Source organism: Streptomyces resistomycificus (genome assembly GCF_001514265.1).
In the GTDB taxonomy this organism is placed as follows: Bacteria; Actinomycetota; Actinomycetes; order Streptomycetales; family Streptomycetaceae; genus Streptomyces; species Streptomyces resistomycificus.
Genome location: NZ_KQ948994.1, coordinates 43,808 through 59,564 on the forward strand (window position 1 = coordinate 43,808; position 15,757 = coordinate 59,564).

The following is a 15,757-nucleotide window of genomic DNA, read 5'->3' on the forward strand; positions in this document are numbered from 1 at the left end:
TCCGGGCGCGGGCTGCCGGTCACTCGGGGGCGAGGTGGAAGCCGAAGACCCGGGAATACAAGGCGAGTTCTGCCTGCAGGGTGTGGATGACGGTCGCCGCGCCGCGGAAGCCGTGGCCCTCGCCCTCGAAGAGGCGGTGGGTGTAGGGGGTGTCCGAGCCCTCCAGCTGCTTCAGGAACTGTTCGGCCTGGCCGGGTGGGCAAATCGCGTCCTCGGTTCCCTGGAACAGCACGAAAGGGGCGCGGATGCGGTCCGCGCGGTGCACGGGTGAACGCTGCTCGTACAGCTCCCGGCTTTTGGGCCAGGGTCCGATCAGGGTCTCGGCGTAGCGCGATTCGAAGTCGTGGGTGGTGCGCCGCCAGGTGTCGGCGTCGAGGACCGGGAAGTAGATCGCGGCGGCGCGGTAGAGGTCCGGTTCGGCGATCAGGGAGGCCGCCGCCGTCCAGCCGCCCGCGCTGGCCCCGCGAATGGCGATGCGGTCCGGGTCTGCGAGTCCGTCGGCGACGATGCCGCGTGCCGCCGCAGCGCAGTCCTGTACGTCGACCACGCCCCAGGCGCCGCGCAGCCGGTCCCGGTAGGCCCGGCCGAAACCGGTCGAACCGCCGTACTGGACGTCCAGGACGCCGATCCCGCGGCTGGTGAAGTACGTGATGTGGTCGAGTGGAACCAGCGGGCTGCGGTTGGTGGGGCCGCCGTGCGCGAAGACCACGAAGGGCGGCAGTTCGCCGTCGGGGTTGGTCGCGCGCGGGTGGTGCGGCGGGTGGACGTGGGCGTGTACCGGCTCGCCGTCCGGACCGTGATAGGTGCGCAGGTAGGGGGTGGCGGCGAGCGTCCGGCGATCGGTGCGCAGCGGCTCCGGTTCCCTTTGGTGCGGTTCGACCAGGACGACCGTGGGCCTGTGGTCGGGGCCTGCGGCGACCGCTGCGATGCGGTGCCCGTCGGTGGCCGGGGTGCTCCATTGTGTGTACTGGCCGCCGGGGCCGAGGTCGGTGAGATCGCCGTCCGGGGCGAGGATGCCGAGTCTGCGTTCGCTGGTGCCGTGCACGACCGCGATCCCGCCGTCGGACAAGGGCTGGAACCAGCTGGTCCCCATTCGCCAGAGCGCCTCGCCGAACTCCTCGGCCAACGGACACAGATTGCGGGCGGGCCCGCCGGGGGTGACCTCGTACAGGTTCCACCAGCCCTCGGGATCGGTCACGGCGTACAGCCGGCCCGAACCGTCGGCGGCCCATTCCGCCTGGGTGACGGACTGCTGTCGCCCGCCGTCGAGTGCGCGGGTGAGGTTGTGCAGTGTGCCGTCGGGGGAGATCTCGGCGACCATGAGGTCAGTGCTGTCCCAGGGCATTGCCGGGTGGTTCCACCCGATCCAGGCGACGCGCCGGCCGCCGGGTTCGATCCGCGGGCCGGTCATGAAGTCGTGGGTGGACGCCAGGACGCGTACGGCGCTCCGGTCCCCGGCGGCGCGTCCGTCGAGCGGCAGCGCCACGAGGTCGCGATGCACCTGCGCGGGGGTGTCGCCTTCCGTGCGGATGGTCTCGCGCACGCACCAGGCCTCGTCGCCGCGGACGGCGAAGTCGCCGTAGCGACAGGTGGCTTGGACGGTCGCGGGCGGCGTCAGCGGCTCGGGGTCGGTGTTCGGCCGCCACCGGTAGACACGCTGGTCGGTCCAGTGGGTGAAGACGATGCCGTCGGCAGGGTGGGCGGACAGGGCGCGCCAGGGGCGTGCGCCGTACTCGTGGAGGCGGGTGCGCACGTCCCAGCCGGGTGGCAGGACCTGCGCGCCGACGCCGTCCGGGGCGCGGCGCATCAGAGCGCTGCGGCCGCCGTCGTGGGCGAGGGACTCGGTCCACCAGACCTCGTCGCCGACGAAGCCGAGCCATTCCGGCGACGGCATTCCCTCGGCGACGTCGGCGGCACTGAGGCTGGAGGGCCAACTGCCGTAGGGAATCGGTTCTTTGGACTGTGACACGGTTTCACCTCGTCGGGCGTGCGGGGGAGGGCGGCGGCGTGGGGTGACGGGCGAGCAGTCGGCCGATCAGGACGGCCACCGCGTCCTGGTCGTTCGACGGCAGGACCAGGTCTGCGGCGCGGCGCACCTCCGGGGGGGCGTTGGCCGGGGTGGCGCCGAGGCCCGCCAAGCGCAGCATGGCCAGGTCGTTGAGGCCGTCGCCGACCGCCACGGCCGCGTCGAGGGAGATGCCGAGACGGACGCAGATGTGGGTGAGGGCCTGGGGTTTGCCGACGCCCGGTGGCATGAGTTCGACGAAGTGTGGTCCCGAGGCGGTGGCCAGCGCCTCCTGGCCGGTCACTCGTTGGGCCTCGGCCACTACGGCCGCGTCGCAGGCCGTCGCCGTGTGCACGAGGATCTTCGGTACGACGTCGGGCAGTCGCGCCTCGGCGGTCGTGCGCAGGCGTACGACGTGGCTCCAGCGGGCCGCGGCCGGGAGTGGGAAGGGGTCGATGAGGAGGGTGCGGTCGACCAGGTCCAGGGCGCAAGACCAGGTCGGGTGGGCGGAGCGGAGTGCGGCCACGAGCCGCAGGGCTTGTTCCGGGGCGAAGCCCGTGACGTGCGGTGCGCCGGACGCGGGGTCGTGGATCACCGCTCCGTTGCTGTAGGCCCAGTACGTGGCGGCGGGCATCCGGTCGTACACCGCCGCGGGCACGTCACGGCGAGGGCGGGCGGTGAGTACGGCGAGGGCCAGCCCCGCGTCATGGGCCTGGTGGAGTGCGGCGGCCACGGGATCGGTGAGCCTGCCGAGCGAGTCCAGCAGGGTTCCGTCGAGGTCGCTGGCGAGCAGGCGGGGCGCCATTGCTTCCATGATTCCGGCCGCCCTCATCCGGCCGTGGTCGGGATCGCAGCCCGGCGGCGGTTCTCCGGCCGTAGGTGGCACAGCAGCAGGAAGGCGACGCCGATCAGGGCGCAGCAGGCGGTGGAGGCGGCGGCCGGGGATGGTCCCGAGGTCTCCAGGACCACTCCGGCGAGTGCCGAACCCAGCGCGGAGCCCGTGGTGAGGAGTGTGATCAGCCATGCGAACGCCTCGGTCACGGTGCCCTCGGGCGCGAGCGTGTCCACGACCGTGAACGACACCACCAGCAGCGGGGACAGGAACAGGCCGGTGGACAGGCAGATCAGTGCCATGAGCCAGACCGTGGCCATGGTGGCGACGAGCAGGTAGGTCACGGTCAGGCCCACGCCGAAGAGCACCGCCTGGGCGGTGGCGGCCAGCGACCAGGTGCGGCGGCCGTAGACCAACGCGCCGATGAGAGCCCCACACGCCGACAGGGCGAGCAACAGGCCTGCGCCGCCAGGCACTTGGTGACGTTCGGCGTAGGCGACGGCCACGATGTTCAGGCCGCCGATGGCCGCGCCCGCCCCGGCGAGGCCGAGGAAGAGCAGGACCAGCGGGCGGCTGCGCAGCGGACCGAGCCAGTCGCGCCTGCCGGGCTCGCCCCGCCAGTCGCGGGACGGGCGCGAGGTCGCCATGATCGCCGTACCGGCCAGGCACAGGACGGCGGCCAGGATCAGCGCGGCCTCCGGCCTGCCGAGCGCCACGGTGGCCGCGACCAGCAACGGGCCGCCGATGAAGACCAGTTCCTGGGCCGCGGCATCCACGGAGTAGGCACGCTGGACGTCGTCCTGCCCGACCAGATGAGGCCAGAGCGTGCGCAGGCACGGCTCGAGCGGCGGGGCCGCCGCCCCGGCCAGGGCGGCGCCCAGCAGCACCGGTACCGGCTCGGTGGGCAGCAGGGCGACGACGAGCGTGCCGCAGACCGACAGCAGGGCGCCGACGATCAGTACGTTGGTCTGGCCGCGCTGGTCGACCAGGCGGCCGAGCACCGGTCCGCCGACGGCGCCCGCGACGGCGAGCACCGCGGTGGCCATGCCCACGAACCGGAAGTCCGCGTCGTGGGCGCGCAGGGTGAGCGTCATGGCGAGCGCCGTCATCGCGGTGGGCAGTCGTCCGATCAGCGAACCGCCGAGGGCGCGCGGAACGGACGGTCTGCGCAGCAGCCCTAGATAGCTCACGGTGTGGGTTCCCCTTCGAGGAAGCGCAGGGAGAGGCCGGCCAGCACGTCCTGCTCGAAGTGCAGTACGAGGTCCGCGACACCGGTCAGTTCGGTGTCGGGCGGGCGATGGCTGAGCGGTATCCACAGCCATCCGGTGTCCAGCCAGGCATGGCCCACGGTCTCCTCGTCGCGGGCCTGCGGCATGGCCGCTGCGACGTGCTGGGGCAACTCGCGTACGTCGATGGCGCAGACCTGGTCGCCTTCGGCGATGCTCACGGAGACCTCGGCCCGGAACTCGACGCGGGTTCGCACCGACGTCGCTGAGCGGCCTTCCCTGCCACCCGGTTGGGGCTGCTCGGCCTGGAAAACACCTGAATCCGCGTCCCATTGGGTGACGAAACTGTGCTGCGCCATGGCAAGGCTCCCATCAGGTGGCGGGATCACGCCCCGCGTCACACGTGCTGAAGGCGTTCGAAACCCGTCGCGGGTGGGGTGCCCAGGCGGGCCGGGCGCAGTTCGACCTCGCCGAGCACGGTGTCCGGAGGGGTCGAGGCCACCCAGGACACCACTGAGGCGACCGATTCGACGCTCATCTTGGTCTCCGCGAAGTCGTCGTCGAAGTTGCGGATGGCGCCGGGGTTGAGCAGCGTGGTGCGCACGCCCCGGGGGCGTTCCTCCATCAGCAGCACCTCGGCGATGGAGCGCAGCGCCGCCTTGGTCGCGCAGTAGGCCACCCCGCCCTCGAACGGCCGGTCGCCGGCGTGGGAGCCCATCAGGACGATGTGGCCGCCCGCGGCCCGCAGCGCGGGCAGTGCCGCCTGGATGATGCGTACGTTGGCGGTGAGGTTGACCGCGACGGCGCTGTCCCAGTCGGCGGGAGCCAGTTCGCCGAGCGTGCCGAGGCTGCGGGTGACGGCGTTGAGGACGAGGAGGTCGAGTCCGGGCACGTCGGCGAGGACGGCGCGGGCCGCGTCGTATGCCGCCTGCCCGTCGGCGAAGTCGGCCGTCAAGGGGTCGGTGTGGTCGGGGCAGGAGCGCCGGTTCAGGCAGTGCACCTGGAAGCCGTCCGTGGTGAGCCGGTCGCGGATGCCGCGGCCCGTGCCCCGGTTCGCGCCCGTCACCAGGGCCTGTCGCCTACGCATGGGTGATGATCCGCATGAGCTCGGTCCACCGCTTGATGATGTCCGCACCGCTGGCGCCCTGGCGGAACAGGTCCTTGTCGTAGCACTCGCCGGCGGTGGTGCGCAGGCGCATGCAGTCGGGAGATATCTCGGAGTTGATGACCGCGCCCCGCTCCTTGTCCGGTGCGATGACCAGGCAGAAGTCCCACAGGTCCAGGGGGGCCAGGAGACTGCGGAGCACCGCGTTGCAGCGCTGGGCGAGCGCGTGGTGGACGTCGACGTCGACGCCGAGCAGGCGGAGGTAGTCCTCGCCGATGGGCTGGTCCTCGGGGTCGGTGCGGTAGTCGAACTTGACAACGGGGCGTTCGAGTTGCTGCCCCTCGGTGAACAGGCCGGGGTACTTGCGGATGGTGGATCCGGTGGCGCGGTTCTTGACGATGACCTCGAAGGGCGAGGCCGGCCGGTAGTCGGCGAGATAGGACAGCGGGCCGGTCCGCTCGCGGAACACGGTGTGCACGCCCTCGGCGGCCAGTCGGCCCGAGACGTACTCGAAGAAATCGAGGCGTAGTTCGGCCGTGCCGTCGATCAATTCGTCGCGGTCGTAGGTGAAGCTCCGCAGGGACGGAATCATCTCGACCAGACAGGTGTCGTCGTCGAGCAGCCATACCTTCTTGCTGCGTCCCTCAATGTCGGGTGTGCGGGACATCACATCAGAATTCATGGCGGAATCCATTCTGAGACGTGGTGCATGCGAGCAGGGGGAACGACGGCTCACCGGTTCGAAAGCCGAAGGGAAAGGCTCATGGGAAAGGCGCGCAGAAGAAGCGCGTAACTTTTGGTGAAGGTCTCGCGATACGCGAGAGGCGCTGGTCGATCAGGCCCCTCAAGCGTATTTCAACATGAACCCTAGCCGCGCTGTCGATTGCTCGTCAACCTGCTTGTGGGATATCGAGAAATAAACCTCAAACGGATTCCGCCGGCGCCGTAATCGCGTTTACGTCCTTGTTCGCGTGCAATTGGCGACGGCCCAGGAACAGCAGCGTCACCGTCAGCGTGACCCCAAGGGCCCCGCAGGCCGCGCCCCAGTGTTCGTCGGCGCGTTGCAGGACGCCTCCGGTGACCGCGGAGCCCGCGGACGTGCCTGCCGCGAACAGGGTGATGAGCCAGGCGAAGGCCTCTGTCGTGGTGCCGGTCGGCGCTAGGTCGCCGACCAGCATGAAGGTGGTGGCGAGCAGCGGCGCGAGGAACAGCCCGGTGAGGACAATCAGGGGAGCCATGAGCGGTGCGGGGGGCAGCAGGACCAGGAGCGCGTAGCCCGACAGCAGCCCCAGGGCGATCACCAGCGCGCGACGCGGCAGCGGAGTCGCCCAGGTGCGCGCGCCGTAGACCAGGACGCCGACGAGGGAGCCGCCCGCGTGCAGGGCGAGGAGCGCCGGCGCACCCCCGGGGAAGCCGCGGTGTTCCGCGTAGTGGACGACGAGGATGTTGAGGGTGCCGATGGCGAAGCCGACGCCGGCCAGGCACACCAGCAGCAGGACCAGGCCGCGTTCGCGCAGCGGGCCCAGCCAGTCGGCCGACCTCGCCATGGGCCGCCACCGCCGGGAGGGTTCGGCCGTGACCACGATCAGCACGCCGACCAGGCCCAGCACCGCCTGTGCCCACAGCACCGCGGTGGGCGTGGCCACGGCCAGCGTGCCCGCCACCACCAACGGGCCCGCCACGAAGACCAGTTCCTGGGCACTGGAGTCCAGCGCGTAGGCGGACTCCAAGTCCTTCTGCGGCACGAGGTCCGGCCACAGTGCCCGCAGACAGGGTTCCAGCGGCGGAGTCGCGGCACCGGCGAGCGCGGCACCGATGATCACCAGTGCCTCGCGGTCGGGCGTCGCGGCGATGGCGATGAACCCGACCGCGGCCAACAGTGCCGTGGCGGCCAGGATCGCGGTCTGTCCGCGCCGGTCCACCCAGCGGCCCACGACCGGCGCACCCAGCGCCGACGAGACGGCGAACGTACCGGCCGCGAGTCCCACGAAGCCGTACGAGGCGCCACTGTCGCGCAGCGCCAGCGGGATGGCGAGCGCGGCCATCGCCGACGGCAGCCGTCCCACCCAACTGCCCGTCAGGAGCCGGAAGACCGAGGGACGTCGGATTACGTGCAGGTAAGGCATGCGTCTTCCTCGGGTCGGTGAGCGCCGGTCTCCGGCCGCGGACCTGACTGTGCCGGTGGCGCACCACCGGCAGGGGAGATCATTTCGTAAGGTTTCTGCCTGGCTGAGAGTCCTGTCAAGAGCGGGTCCGGGGCGGATGGAACAGTTCCGGCCGGTCCGCGCCCGCCGTGAGGCGGTACGTCAGGACGCATCGCCACTGCTTTCAGGGCGCCGGCGATCCGCTGGGCCAGATGCCTGGCGGACCGGTCGGTGTGCTGCGCGATCCGGGTGCGGCAACTGAAGCCGTCGGCAAGGACCAGGGTGGCCGACGACCGGCACGCCCGTGCGGACCGCGGGCGCCAGGGCCCGCACCGTGCGCCGGGCGACCTGGGCGCTCCCCAGCCGGGCGGTGGAATCAAGGTCAGCCCGCGGCACTGGTTCCCGCGCGACACCCGGAAACCGAGGAACCGGCGTTCTCCGGCACGGTCACCGCGGATCGCAACACATCAGGCGTGAAATGATCGTTGAACGACTCGACCCACAGCAGCACCGGCCCCCGTTGCCCGTCACCGGCCGGCGAGCGGGTCCGGAACCAGGCACGGAAGGTCTGCTCCCCGAACCGGGGCAGCTCCTGCTTCACGGCCGTGGACACGCCGACCGGGGCATTCGAGGGGTCCGCGCGCTACCAGCGGACGCGCTCCGTGCGAACCATCGGCCGTGACTGTCACATCCGTGGGGACGCAATCGTCTTCAGGAGTGTGCCCGTGATGTCTCAGCGGAAGTGGAACTCGATGAAACGCTGGTCCACCAAGGATCTGTACACACTGACACCGCCCGCCGACGGCCGTCCCGGTGACGCCATCCTGACGTTCACGGACCGCTACTCCGTCTTCGACTTCGGCGTCATGCCCGACGAGATACCGGGCAAGGGACGGGCCACCTGCGCGATGGCGGTGAAGTCCTTCGGACTGCTGCACGACGCAGGGATCCCGACCCACTTCCTCGAGCAGGTCTCGGACAACGCCATCCGCGTCAAGCTCCTCGACATCGACCTCGAGGGCCGCCGGGCGCGCACCGGGCCGGGCGGCATGATCCCGCTGCAGGTGGTGTACCGCAACGCCCTGCCCCGGGAGTCCTCCGTGCACCGCCGCGTCGCGGCCGGGCGCCTCGACGCCGCCCTCGTACCGGACCGGCGCGAGCCCGGCTCGCCCTGGCTCGCGGAGACGATGGTCGAGTTCACCACCAAGTTCGAGGAGACCGACCGTTTCGTGACCCGCACGGAGGCGGCGGCCGTCGGCCGGATCGAGGACGAGGACATCGCCGCGATCGTCAAGCGGGCGCAGCAACTGGCCGCCCTCCTCACCGCGCACTGCGCCAGCACCGGCATGCAACTCGTCGACGGAAAAGCCGAGTTCGGCTTCGACGAGACCGGCACCCCCATCGTCATCGACCACGCGGGCACTCCCGACGAGAACCGCTTCTATTACGACGGCGTACCCGTCTGCAAGGAACTCCTGCGCCATCTCCACCCCGGCCTGCGCGAGGTCGTCCAGTCCTGCGTCCGCGACGGACTGCCCCGCGCGAACTGGCCGCGCCCCGAACCCCTCGCCCGCACCACCATCGCCGCGGTGTCCGAGGTCTACGCCGCCCTCACCGACGTATGGACCACACCCGGTGACCCGGCCCGACGACGTCTGACGGCCGCGGTGCGGGAGTTCACCGACGCAACCGGCGCCCGGCTCGAGGAGCGGACCGGACTGTGAACCGTTACGAACCCGCCGTACGGGTCTGTGCGCCCGCCCGCCTCAGCTTCACCCTCATCAGCCTCGACGGCACCTCGATGCGCCGCAACGGCATCGCCGCCATGGCGGTCGACCGCCCTGGGCTCACCGCCGACGTACGCGCCCGCGCCGACGGCGACACCCAGGTCCGGGGAGTCGCCGAAGAGACGGCCCGCGAACTGACCAACGCCCTCACGACTCTCCAGCGGCTGTGGGACGGCCCGCCCACCGAGGTCACGGTGACCGAACCGCTGCCCCAGCACAGCGGTTTCGGCTCCAAGACCAACACCCTCCTGGCCATCGGCCGCGCCTACGGAAACCTCTGCGGCCGTCGGCCCGAACTGCGCGAACTGGCCCGGATCCTGGGCCGCGGCCGGACCTCCGGCGCCAGCACCGGGCTTGCCGAGTACGGCGGCTTCCTCGTTGACGGCGGACACGTCAACCCGCCGGAGTTCGCGAAGGATCCGCACGCCTACCTCAGGCCCAGCCGCTTCGCCCAGGACGTCCCCCCGCCCAGACCCGTGGTCCGCCTCGACTTCCCCGACTGGCCCGTCCTGGTCATGCTCACCCACGGCCGGCACCTGGGCGGCCAGGAGGAACTCGCCTGGTTCCAGCGGGTCACCCCGATTCCGCCCGAGGAGTCGTGGCGCACCTCCCACCTGGTCTTCATGGGGCTCGCCCCGGCCGTCCTGGAACGGGACTTCGACGCCTTCTGCGCCGCCGTCGACGCGATCACCTTCACCGGTCACTTCAAGCAGGCCCAGATCGCCTTCCAGGGCGAGGCCGTGACAAAGGTCCTCGACGAGGGGCGCGCCGAGCCGTCGATCGGCGCGATCGCGCTCAGTGTCACGGGCCCCGCCTGCTTCGCCTTCCCGCACGACACCGAGGTGGCCGCACGCTGGGCCAAGGACCTGCAACGCCGCGGTCTGATCCGGGACTTCTGGTTCACCACGGCCAACAACGACGGACTGCGCACCACTGCCTCGCAGTGAGGACGGCGCACACGACGGACTGCGCACCACTGCCTCGCACGAGGCAGCCGCAGCGACACGGATCGGAACACGAAGCGATGAACGCGCACATCCCCGACGTCCTGGCGTCCCGCTACGCCTCCAAGGAACTCACCACCCTCTGGTCGCACGAGCACAAGATCATGCTCGAGCGCAGGCTGTGGCTGGCCGTCCTGACCGCCCAGAGCGAGTTGGGCATCGACGTGCCGGACCGGGTGATCTCCGACTACGAGAAGGTCGCCGACGTCATAGACCTGGAGTCCATCGCCCGGCGAGAGAGGGTCACCCGGCACGATGTGAAGGCCCGGATCGAGGAGTTCAACGCCCTCGCCGGCCATGAGCACATCCACAAGGGCATGACCTCCCGCGACCTGACCGAGAACGTGGAGCAACTCCAGATCCGCGACAGCCTGTTGCTCGTACGGGATCGCTGTGTCGCCCTCCTGGTCCGGCTCGGCGGACTGGCCCGGCAGCACGCCGCCCAGGTCATGGCGGCCCGCTCGCACAATGTCGCCGCCCAGTCCACGACTCTGGGCAAGCGCTTCGCCACGGTCGCCGAGGAGGTCCTGGTCGCCTACGCGCGCCTGGAGGAGCTCATCGGCCGCTATCCCATGCGGGGCATCAAAGGCCCCGTCGGCACCGCCCAGGACATGCTCGACCTGCTCGGCGGCGACCGGGAACGGCTGACCGGGCTGGAGGATCGCATCGCCGCCCACCTCGGCTTCACGCACCGCTTCACCAGTGTCGGCCAGGTATACCCGCGCTCGCTCGACTACGAAGTCCTCACCCTGCTCGTGCAGTTGGCGGCCGGACCGTCCTCGCTGGCCCGCTCGATCAGGCTGATGGCCGGCGACGAACTCGTCACCGAGGGCTTCGCCGAGGGGCAGGTCGGCTCCTCCGCGATGCCGCACAAGATGAACTCCCGCTCCTGCGAGCGCGTCAACGGCCTGATGATCGTGCTGCGCGGCTTCGCGTCCATGGCCGCCGAGCTCTCCGGCGATCAGTGGAACGAAGGCGACGTGTCCTGCTCGGTGGTCCGTCGGGTCGCCCTGCCCGACGCGTTCTTCGCCTTCGACGGGATGCTGGAGACCCTGCTGACCGTCCTCGACGAGTTCGAGGTGTTCCCGTCGGTGATCGACGCCGAACTGGAGCGGTATCTGCCGTTCCTGGCCACGACGAAGATGCTGATGGCCGCCGTGCGCGCCGGGGTGGGCCGGGAGACCGCGCACGAGGTCATCAAGGAGCACGCGGTCGGCGCCGCGCTGGCGATGCGCTCCGAAGGTGCGGACAACCTGCTCCTCGACCGGCTCGCGGCCGACGAGCGCTTCCCGCTCGACCGGGCCCAACTGGACGAACTCCTCGCCGACCGCGTCGGGTTCACCGGTTCCGCCGCCGAGCAGATCGCCACCGTGACGTCCCGCATCGACGAGATCGCCGGGCGGCGCCCCGAGGCCGCGCGGTACATGCCGGGGCAGCTGCTCTAGAGCCTGTCCGGCTTTGAGCCTCCTCCCCTCTCTCCTCTCATCTCGAGTCCCCTGAATTCACTTCGAAGGAACGGGCTTCCGTGCGAGATCGCGAAACCGACACCATCGTGCTCGGCTCCGGCGGAGCCGGGCTGCTCGCGGCCTGCCGGGCCGCCGACGCCGGACGGCGGGTCGTCGTCCTCGAACGTACACCGGTGCTCGGCGGCACGACCGCCGTGTCCGGGGGCATGATCTGGGTACCGAACAGCTCCGTGATGCGCGAGCACGACCTGCCCGACTCGCCCGAGGACGCCCTGCGTTATCTGGAGCTGGTCACCGAGGGCGCGGTCGAGCGGTGGCGCCTTGAGCGGTACGTCGAGACCGCGCCGGAGATGGTCGACTACCTGCACGCCAAGACCCCGGTGCGGCTCTTCCCGATCGACCGGCCCGACTACCACTCCGACTGGCCGGGCGCCCGGGACGTCGGCCGCACCCTGGACAACGTCCCCTTCCCGACGGCGGACCGCCCCGGACTGACCGAACGTCTGCGCAAGGGCAGTCACTTCGACGCGATCACCTACGACGAGCGCAACCGCTGGCGCGACCCGGAGCTGTACGACCACGAACTCGTCGCCCGCCGCCGGGCCGAGGGCGTGCTCACGGTCGGCGCCGCGCTCGCGGCGGCCCTCGTGGCGGGCTGCGACGACCGGGGCGTGACGTTCGTGACCGGCGTCCGGGGCCGGGAACTGCTCGTCGAGGACGGCCGGGTGGCCGGCGTACGCGCCGAGACCGACGAGGGGCCCGTGGAGTACCGGGCGCGTGACGGGGTCGTACTGGCCAGTGGCGGCTACGAGTGGCACGAGCGGCTCAAGCGCACCCACCTCGGCGTGGCGGGCACCCGGCCCATCAGCCCGCCCTGGAACCACGGCGACGGCCTGCTGATGGCGCTGCGCGCCGGGGCGGCGCTGGACAACATGGGGCAGGCCTGGTGGGTGCCCGCGATCGGCGTACCGGGGGAGACGTACGACGGCGAGCCGTTGTCGCGGCACCTGGTCCCCGAGCGCTGTCTGCCCGGGTCCATCATGGTCAACCGGCAGGGCCGCCGCTTCGTCAACGAGGCCGTCAACTACAACGACATCACCAAGGCGTTTTTGACCTTCGACCCCACCCGGCACGAGTACCCCAACGCACCCGCCTGGCTGGTGTTCGACGAGGGGTTCCGCAGCCGCTACGCCCTCGCCGGCGTACAGCCCTCGGACCCCGTTCCCGACTGGTACGAGCGGGGCGGCACCCCGGCCGAACTGGCGGATCGCATCGGCGTAGACGCGGACGGCCTCACCGCCACCCTTGCCGCCTTCGACCGGTACGCGGCCGAGGGCGAGGACCCGGAGTTCGGTCGCGGCGCCACCAGCCACGACCGTTACTACGGCGACCACCGGTGGACACCCAACCCGTGCCTCGGACCGCTCACCGAGCGGCCCTTCTACGCCATCCGTGTCGAGCCCGGCATGATCGGCACCAAGGGCGGTCTGCTCACCGACGCCGACGGGCGGGTGCTGGACCACGACGATGCCCCGATCCCGGGCCTGTTCGCCTGCGGCAACGTGGCCTCCGGCCCCTTCGGCCCCGGCTACCCCGGCTCGGGCGGCACCCTCGGCCCAGCCCTCGTGGGCGGCTATCTGTGCGGAGCCGCCGCCGCGCGTGGTGGGGAGCGCCGATGAGAGCCGTGGTGGTCGGCGCCGGCGCGATCGGCAGCTGCGTGGCGCTCAACCTGGCCGAACAGGGGGTGCGGGTCGTCCTGGTCGACGGGCAGGACCTCGGCACGGGCCTGTCCGCGCACGGGTTCGGCTGGGTGAACGCGGTGGACAACGGGTCGGCGCCCTACTACGCGCTCACCCTGGAGAGCCAGCGAGCGCACGACCGGCTCGCCGCCCGCACCGACGGCGCGCCCTGGCTGTTCCGGCACGGCAACCTGCACTGGGCGCACACGGCGGACCAGGCCCTGCGGCTGCGCGCGGTAGCGGACGGCTACCGCGCGCTCGACTACCCCGTCGAGGAGGTCGACGCCGGGTACGCCCGGCGGGACCTGCAACCGGGGCTCGCCCTGGACGGCGTACACGGCCCGCTGTTCCACTACCCGGCGGACGCGCATGTGATCAGCGACCGCTTCCTGGCCGCCGTGCAGGACAAGGGCCGACGGGCGGGCGTGGAGATCCGCACAGGGGATCCGGTCACCGGGTTCCTCGGGGTCGGCCCGGTGCGCGGGGTCAGGCTCGCCTCCGGCGGGACGGTGACCGCCGACGCCGTCGTCACCTGTGCGGGACGGGGCACGGCGGAGCTGCTGCGGCAGGTCGGCGCGCATGTTCCGCTCGTGGAGCCGGGGGACTCGCGGGCCCTGACGCTGGGCCTGCTGGTGCGGACTTCGCCGGTTCCGGTACGCGTGGAACGCATCCTGCACGCACCGGAGTTGAGCGTGCGGCCGCACAGCGACGGCCGACTCGTCCTGCACTGCCACGACGTGGACCACGAGTTGGTCCCCGGGACGCACGAGGAGCTGGCCGCGCAGGGCCGCCGGGCGGCGCGGCGGGTGCTCGGCCGGCTCGGTGACGTACTCCCCGGCGCCGAGCGCGGAGTCGAGGTGGAGTCGGCGTACACCGGTGTCCGGCCGATGCCGGCCGATGGGATGAGCGTCCTCGGCTGGGTCCCCGACGTGCCCTCGCTGTACGTGGTGGTCACGCACAGCGGCCTCACCCTCGCACCCCTGCTGGGGGAGATCGTCGCCCAGGAGGTCCGCGGCGAGCGGTCCTCACTGGCCAAGGCGTTCCGCCCCGAGCGTTTCGCCACCCCAGGGCAGTACTGACGCGAAGCACGAAGCCCCCGTGCCCGAGGAATCCCTTGGGCACGGGGGCTTGAGGCGTTGCGGAGGCCCCCTGGCCCGCATGTGCGCCGGCCCGTGCGTGACTACGGCAGTCATGGACAACAGCCCGCATACGACGCCGCCGCCCCGTGCTCCCGTACGGGAAGACCGGGGCGGCGGCGTCGAGTCAGGCGGTGAGGCGGCGGGTCAGTTCGGCCGGGCGGGCGGCCCGGGGGGTGTTGCTGCTGGCCAGGAAGCGCGGCACGCCGTCGGTGACGACCGCGGAGATGCCGGGGATGTTGCCGAGGGTCATGGCGTCCGCGGCGGTCGTGGCGGTGGAGCCGCGGGGAGCGTCGAGGACGACGAGATCGGCCTCCGCCCCCACCCGCAGGCGGCCGGCGGGCAGTCCCCAGACGTCCGCGACATTGCCCGTGGCCAGGGCCCAGGCCTCCGCGGGTGCGAGCGGGGACAGCGCGGAGAGCTCCACGACCGTCTTCAGCACGGCCAGCGGGATCACACCGAAGCCTGACGGGGTGTCGGAGCCCAGCACGATCCGGCCCAGCGCGTTCTCCGCGTGGGCGCGCTCGACGATGCGCAGGGCGGCACGCACGTTGCCGGCCTGGACGAGCTGGAGAGCCATGCCGCTCTCGGCGAACAGCCGGTCCACGTCGTGGTCGGGCAGCGCGGTCGGGCCGCCGTTGGCGTGCCCGCACACGTCCGGGTCGAGTGCCAGCAGATCATCGGCGCCCAGCGACGCGGAGCCCGCCGCGCTGGCGCCCCCCGCATGGCACATGACGAGGATGCCGCGGTCCTTGGCCCAGCGGATCTGCTCCACTCCGTCCCGGGCCTTCTCGTACGCGCCGAACCCGAACTTGGCCAGCCACACACCGCACTGTGCCAGCTCATCGAAGTCGGCCTCGGTCAGGGTGGGTTCGAGCAGTACGTTCCCGGCGTGCACCCGCATCCCGCCGGGCCGGAACCGTTCGAAGCTCGCGTGCGCGGCCACGGCCAGCGCCTTCACCCCGGCCCGGTCCCGGGGTCGGCCCGGCACATGCACCTCACCCGCCGAGATGGTCCGCGTGATCCCGCCGTGGACGTACCCCGCCAGGTAGTCCACGGCCCGCTGTCGCGGCGAGTAGTCGCCGAAGGTGACGTGCCCGTGCGAGTCGATGAGGCCGGGAGCCACGGTGGCGCCTGCCGCGTCGAGCACCTCGTCGGCTGCGGCGAGCGGCTCCAGCAGCTCGGCCGCCCGCCCTACCGCGGTGATGATCCCGTCCGTGCTCAGGACCGTGTCGGCTCCCTCGATCCGCGGGTCGGCGAGGTCGCCCGAGAACAGGCATCCGGCGCCGGTGACGGCGAGCGTGCCCATCGCG

14 protein-coding genes are annotated in these 15,757 nt (G+C 71.6%); 5 read left to right on the top strand and 9 right to left on the bottom strand.

The window, feature by feature from the left end:
* Positions 1-19: 19 nt before the first annotated feature.
* From AQJ84_RS23105 to AQJ84_RS23140, 8 genes are all read right to left on the bottom strand, one after another.
* Positions 20-1,969: a prolyl oligopeptidase family serine peptidase gene (locus AQJ84_RS23105; RefSeq protein ID WP_053190961.1), complete on the bottom strand. Its 1,950-nt coding sequence runs from the start codon at positions 1,967-1,969 to the stop codon at positions 20-22.
* 4 nt (positions 1,970-1,973) lie between these two features.
* Positions 1,974-2,810, bottom strand: coding sequence for an HAD family hydrolase (locus AQJ84_RS23110; RefSeq protein ID WP_051869549.1), 837 nt, complete (start codon positions 2,808-2,810; stop codon positions 1,974-1,976).
* Positions 2,811-2,833: 23 nt separating this feature from the next.
* Positions 2,834-4,027, bottom strand: a complete 1,194-nt coding sequence (locus tag AQJ84_RS23115; protein ID WP_051869548.1) for an MFS transporter — start codon at positions 4,025-4,027, stop codon at positions 2,834-2,836.
* Positions 4,024-4,422, bottom strand: a complete 399-nt coding sequence (locus AQJ84_RS23120; protein WP_128092190.1) for a hypothetical protein — start codon at positions 4,420-4,422, stop codon at positions 4,024-4,026. Before AQJ84_RS23120 ends, AQJ84_RS23115 begins: the two co-directional genes overlap by 4 nt.
* Positions 4,423-4,460: 38 nt before the next feature.
* Positions 4,461-5,150 carry an SDR family oxidoreductase gene (locus AQJ84_RS23125; protein ID WP_030038140.1) on the bottom strand — a complete coding sequence of 230 codons (690 nt, stop codon included), beginning with the start codon at positions 5,148-5,150 and terminating at the stop codon, positions 4,461-4,463.
* On the bottom strand, positions 5,143-5,835 hold the full coding sequence (locus AQJ84_RS23130; RefSeq protein ID WP_078631524.1) for a phosphoribosylaminoimidazolesuccinocarboxamide synthase: 693 nt from the start codon (positions 5,833-5,835) through the stop codon (positions 5,143-5,145). The genes AQJ84_RS23125 and AQJ84_RS23130 overlap by 8 nt, the downstream gene beginning before the upstream one ends.
* Positions 5,836-6,091: 256 nt before the next feature.
* Positions 6,092-7,294 (bottom strand): MFS transporter, encoded by a 1,203-nt coding sequence (locus AQJ84_RS23135; RefSeq protein ID WP_053190963.1) that lies wholly within the window; start codon positions 7,292-7,294, stop codon positions 6,092-6,094.
* 400 nt (positions 7,295-7,694) lie between these two features.
* Positions 7,695-7,913: a hypothetical protein gene (locus tag AQJ84_RS23140; RefSeq protein ID WP_128092189.1), complete on the bottom strand. Its 219-nt coding sequence runs from the start codon at positions 7,911-7,913 to the stop codon at positions 7,695-7,697.
* Between the two features lie 127 nt (positions 7,914-8,040).
* Between AQJ84_RS23140 and AQJ84_RS23145 the strand changes: the two genes are divergently transcribed.
* The 5 genes from AQJ84_RS23145 (at position 8,041) to AQJ84_RS23165 (ending at position 14,387) form a co-directional block, all read left to right on the top strand.
* Positions 8,041-9,036 (top strand): phosphoribosylaminoimidazolesuccinocarboxamide synthase, encoded by a 996-nt coding sequence (locus AQJ84_RS23145; RefSeq protein ID WP_198536301.1) that lies wholly within the window; start codon positions 8,041-8,043, stop codon positions 9,034-9,036.
* Positions 9,033-10,046, top strand: a complete 1,014-nt coding sequence (locus tag AQJ84_RS23150; protein ID WP_030038135.1) for a beta-ribofuranosylaminobenzene 5'-phosphate synthase family protein — start codon at positions 9,033-9,035, stop codon at positions 10,044-10,046. The genes AQJ84_RS23145 and AQJ84_RS23150 overlap by 4 nt, the downstream gene beginning before the upstream one ends.
* 77 nt (positions 10,047-10,123) lie before the next feature.
* Entirely contained in the window at positions 10,124-11,548 is a 1,425-nt protein-coding gene (gene purB, locus AQJ84_RS23155) for an adenylosuccinate lyase (RefSeq protein WP_030038134.1), read from the top strand.
* 80 nt (positions 11,549-11,628) lie between these two features.
* On the top strand, positions 11,629-13,248 hold the full coding sequence (locus AQJ84_RS23160; RefSeq protein WP_030038133.1) for an FAD-dependent oxidoreductase: 1,620 nt from the start codon (positions 11,629-11,631) through the stop codon (positions 13,246-13,248).
* The gene (locus tag AQJ84_RS23165; protein ID WP_030038132.1) at positions 13,245-14,387 is read left to right on the top strand and encodes an NAD(P)/FAD-dependent oxidoreductase; all 1,143 of its coding nucleotides are present in this window, start codon (positions 13,245-13,247) and stop codon (positions 14,385-14,387) included. The genes AQJ84_RS23160 and AQJ84_RS23165 overlap by 4 nt, the downstream gene beginning before the upstream one ends.
* Positions 14,388-14,571: 184 nt before the next feature.
* Here the strand turns inward: AQJ84_RS23165 and AQJ84_RS23170 are convergent, their stop codons facing one another.
* Positions 14,572-15,753: an amidohydrolase family protein gene (locus AQJ84_RS23170; protein WP_053190965.1), complete on the bottom strand. Its 1,182-nt coding sequence runs from the start codon at positions 15,751-15,753 to the stop codon at positions 14,572-14,574.
* Positions 15,754-15,757 lie beyond the last annotated feature (4 nt).

What these genes read in the sequence shown, in the direction of transcription:
- AQJ84_RS23135 (WP_053190963.1), bottom strand. Translation starts at nt 7,294, where the DNA reads ATGCCTTACCTGCACGTAATCCGACGTCCCTCGGTCTTCCGGCTCCTG.
- AQJ84_RS23110 (WP_051869549.1), bottom strand. Translation starts at nt 2,810, where the DNA reads ATGGCGCCCCGCCTGCTCGCCAGCGACCTCGACGGAACCCTGCTGGAC.
- AQJ84_RS23130 (WP_078631524.1), bottom strand. Translation starts at nt 5,835, where the DNA reads ATGTCCCGCACACCCGACATTGAGGGACGCAGCAAGAAGGTATGGCTG.
- AQJ84_RS23170 (WP_053190965.1), bottom strand. Translation starts at nt 15,753, where the DNA reads ATGGGCACGCTCGCCGTCACCGGCGCCGGATGCCTGTTCTCGGGCGAC.
- AQJ84_RS23120 (WP_128092190.1), bottom strand. Translation starts at nt 4,422, where the DNA reads ATGGCGCAGCACAGTTTCGTCACCCAATGGGACGCGGATTCAGGTGTT.
- purB (WP_030038134.1), top strand. Translation starts at nt 10,124, where the DNA reads ATGAACGCGCACATCCCCGACGTCCTGGCGTCCCGCTACGCCTCCAAG.
- AQJ84_RS23125 (WP_030038140.1), bottom strand. Translation starts at nt 5,150, where the DNA reads ATGCGTAGGCGACAGGCCCTGGTGACGGGCGCGAACCGGGGCACGGGC.
- AQJ84_RS23145 (WP_198536301.1), top strand. Translation starts at nt 8,041, where the DNA reads ATGTCTCAGCGGAAGTGGAACTCGATGAAACGCTGGTCCACCAAGGAT.
- AQJ84_RS23165 (WP_030038132.1), top strand. Translation starts at nt 13,245, where the DNA reads ATGAGAGCCGTGGTGGTCGGCGCCGGCGCGATCGGCAGCTGCGTGGCG.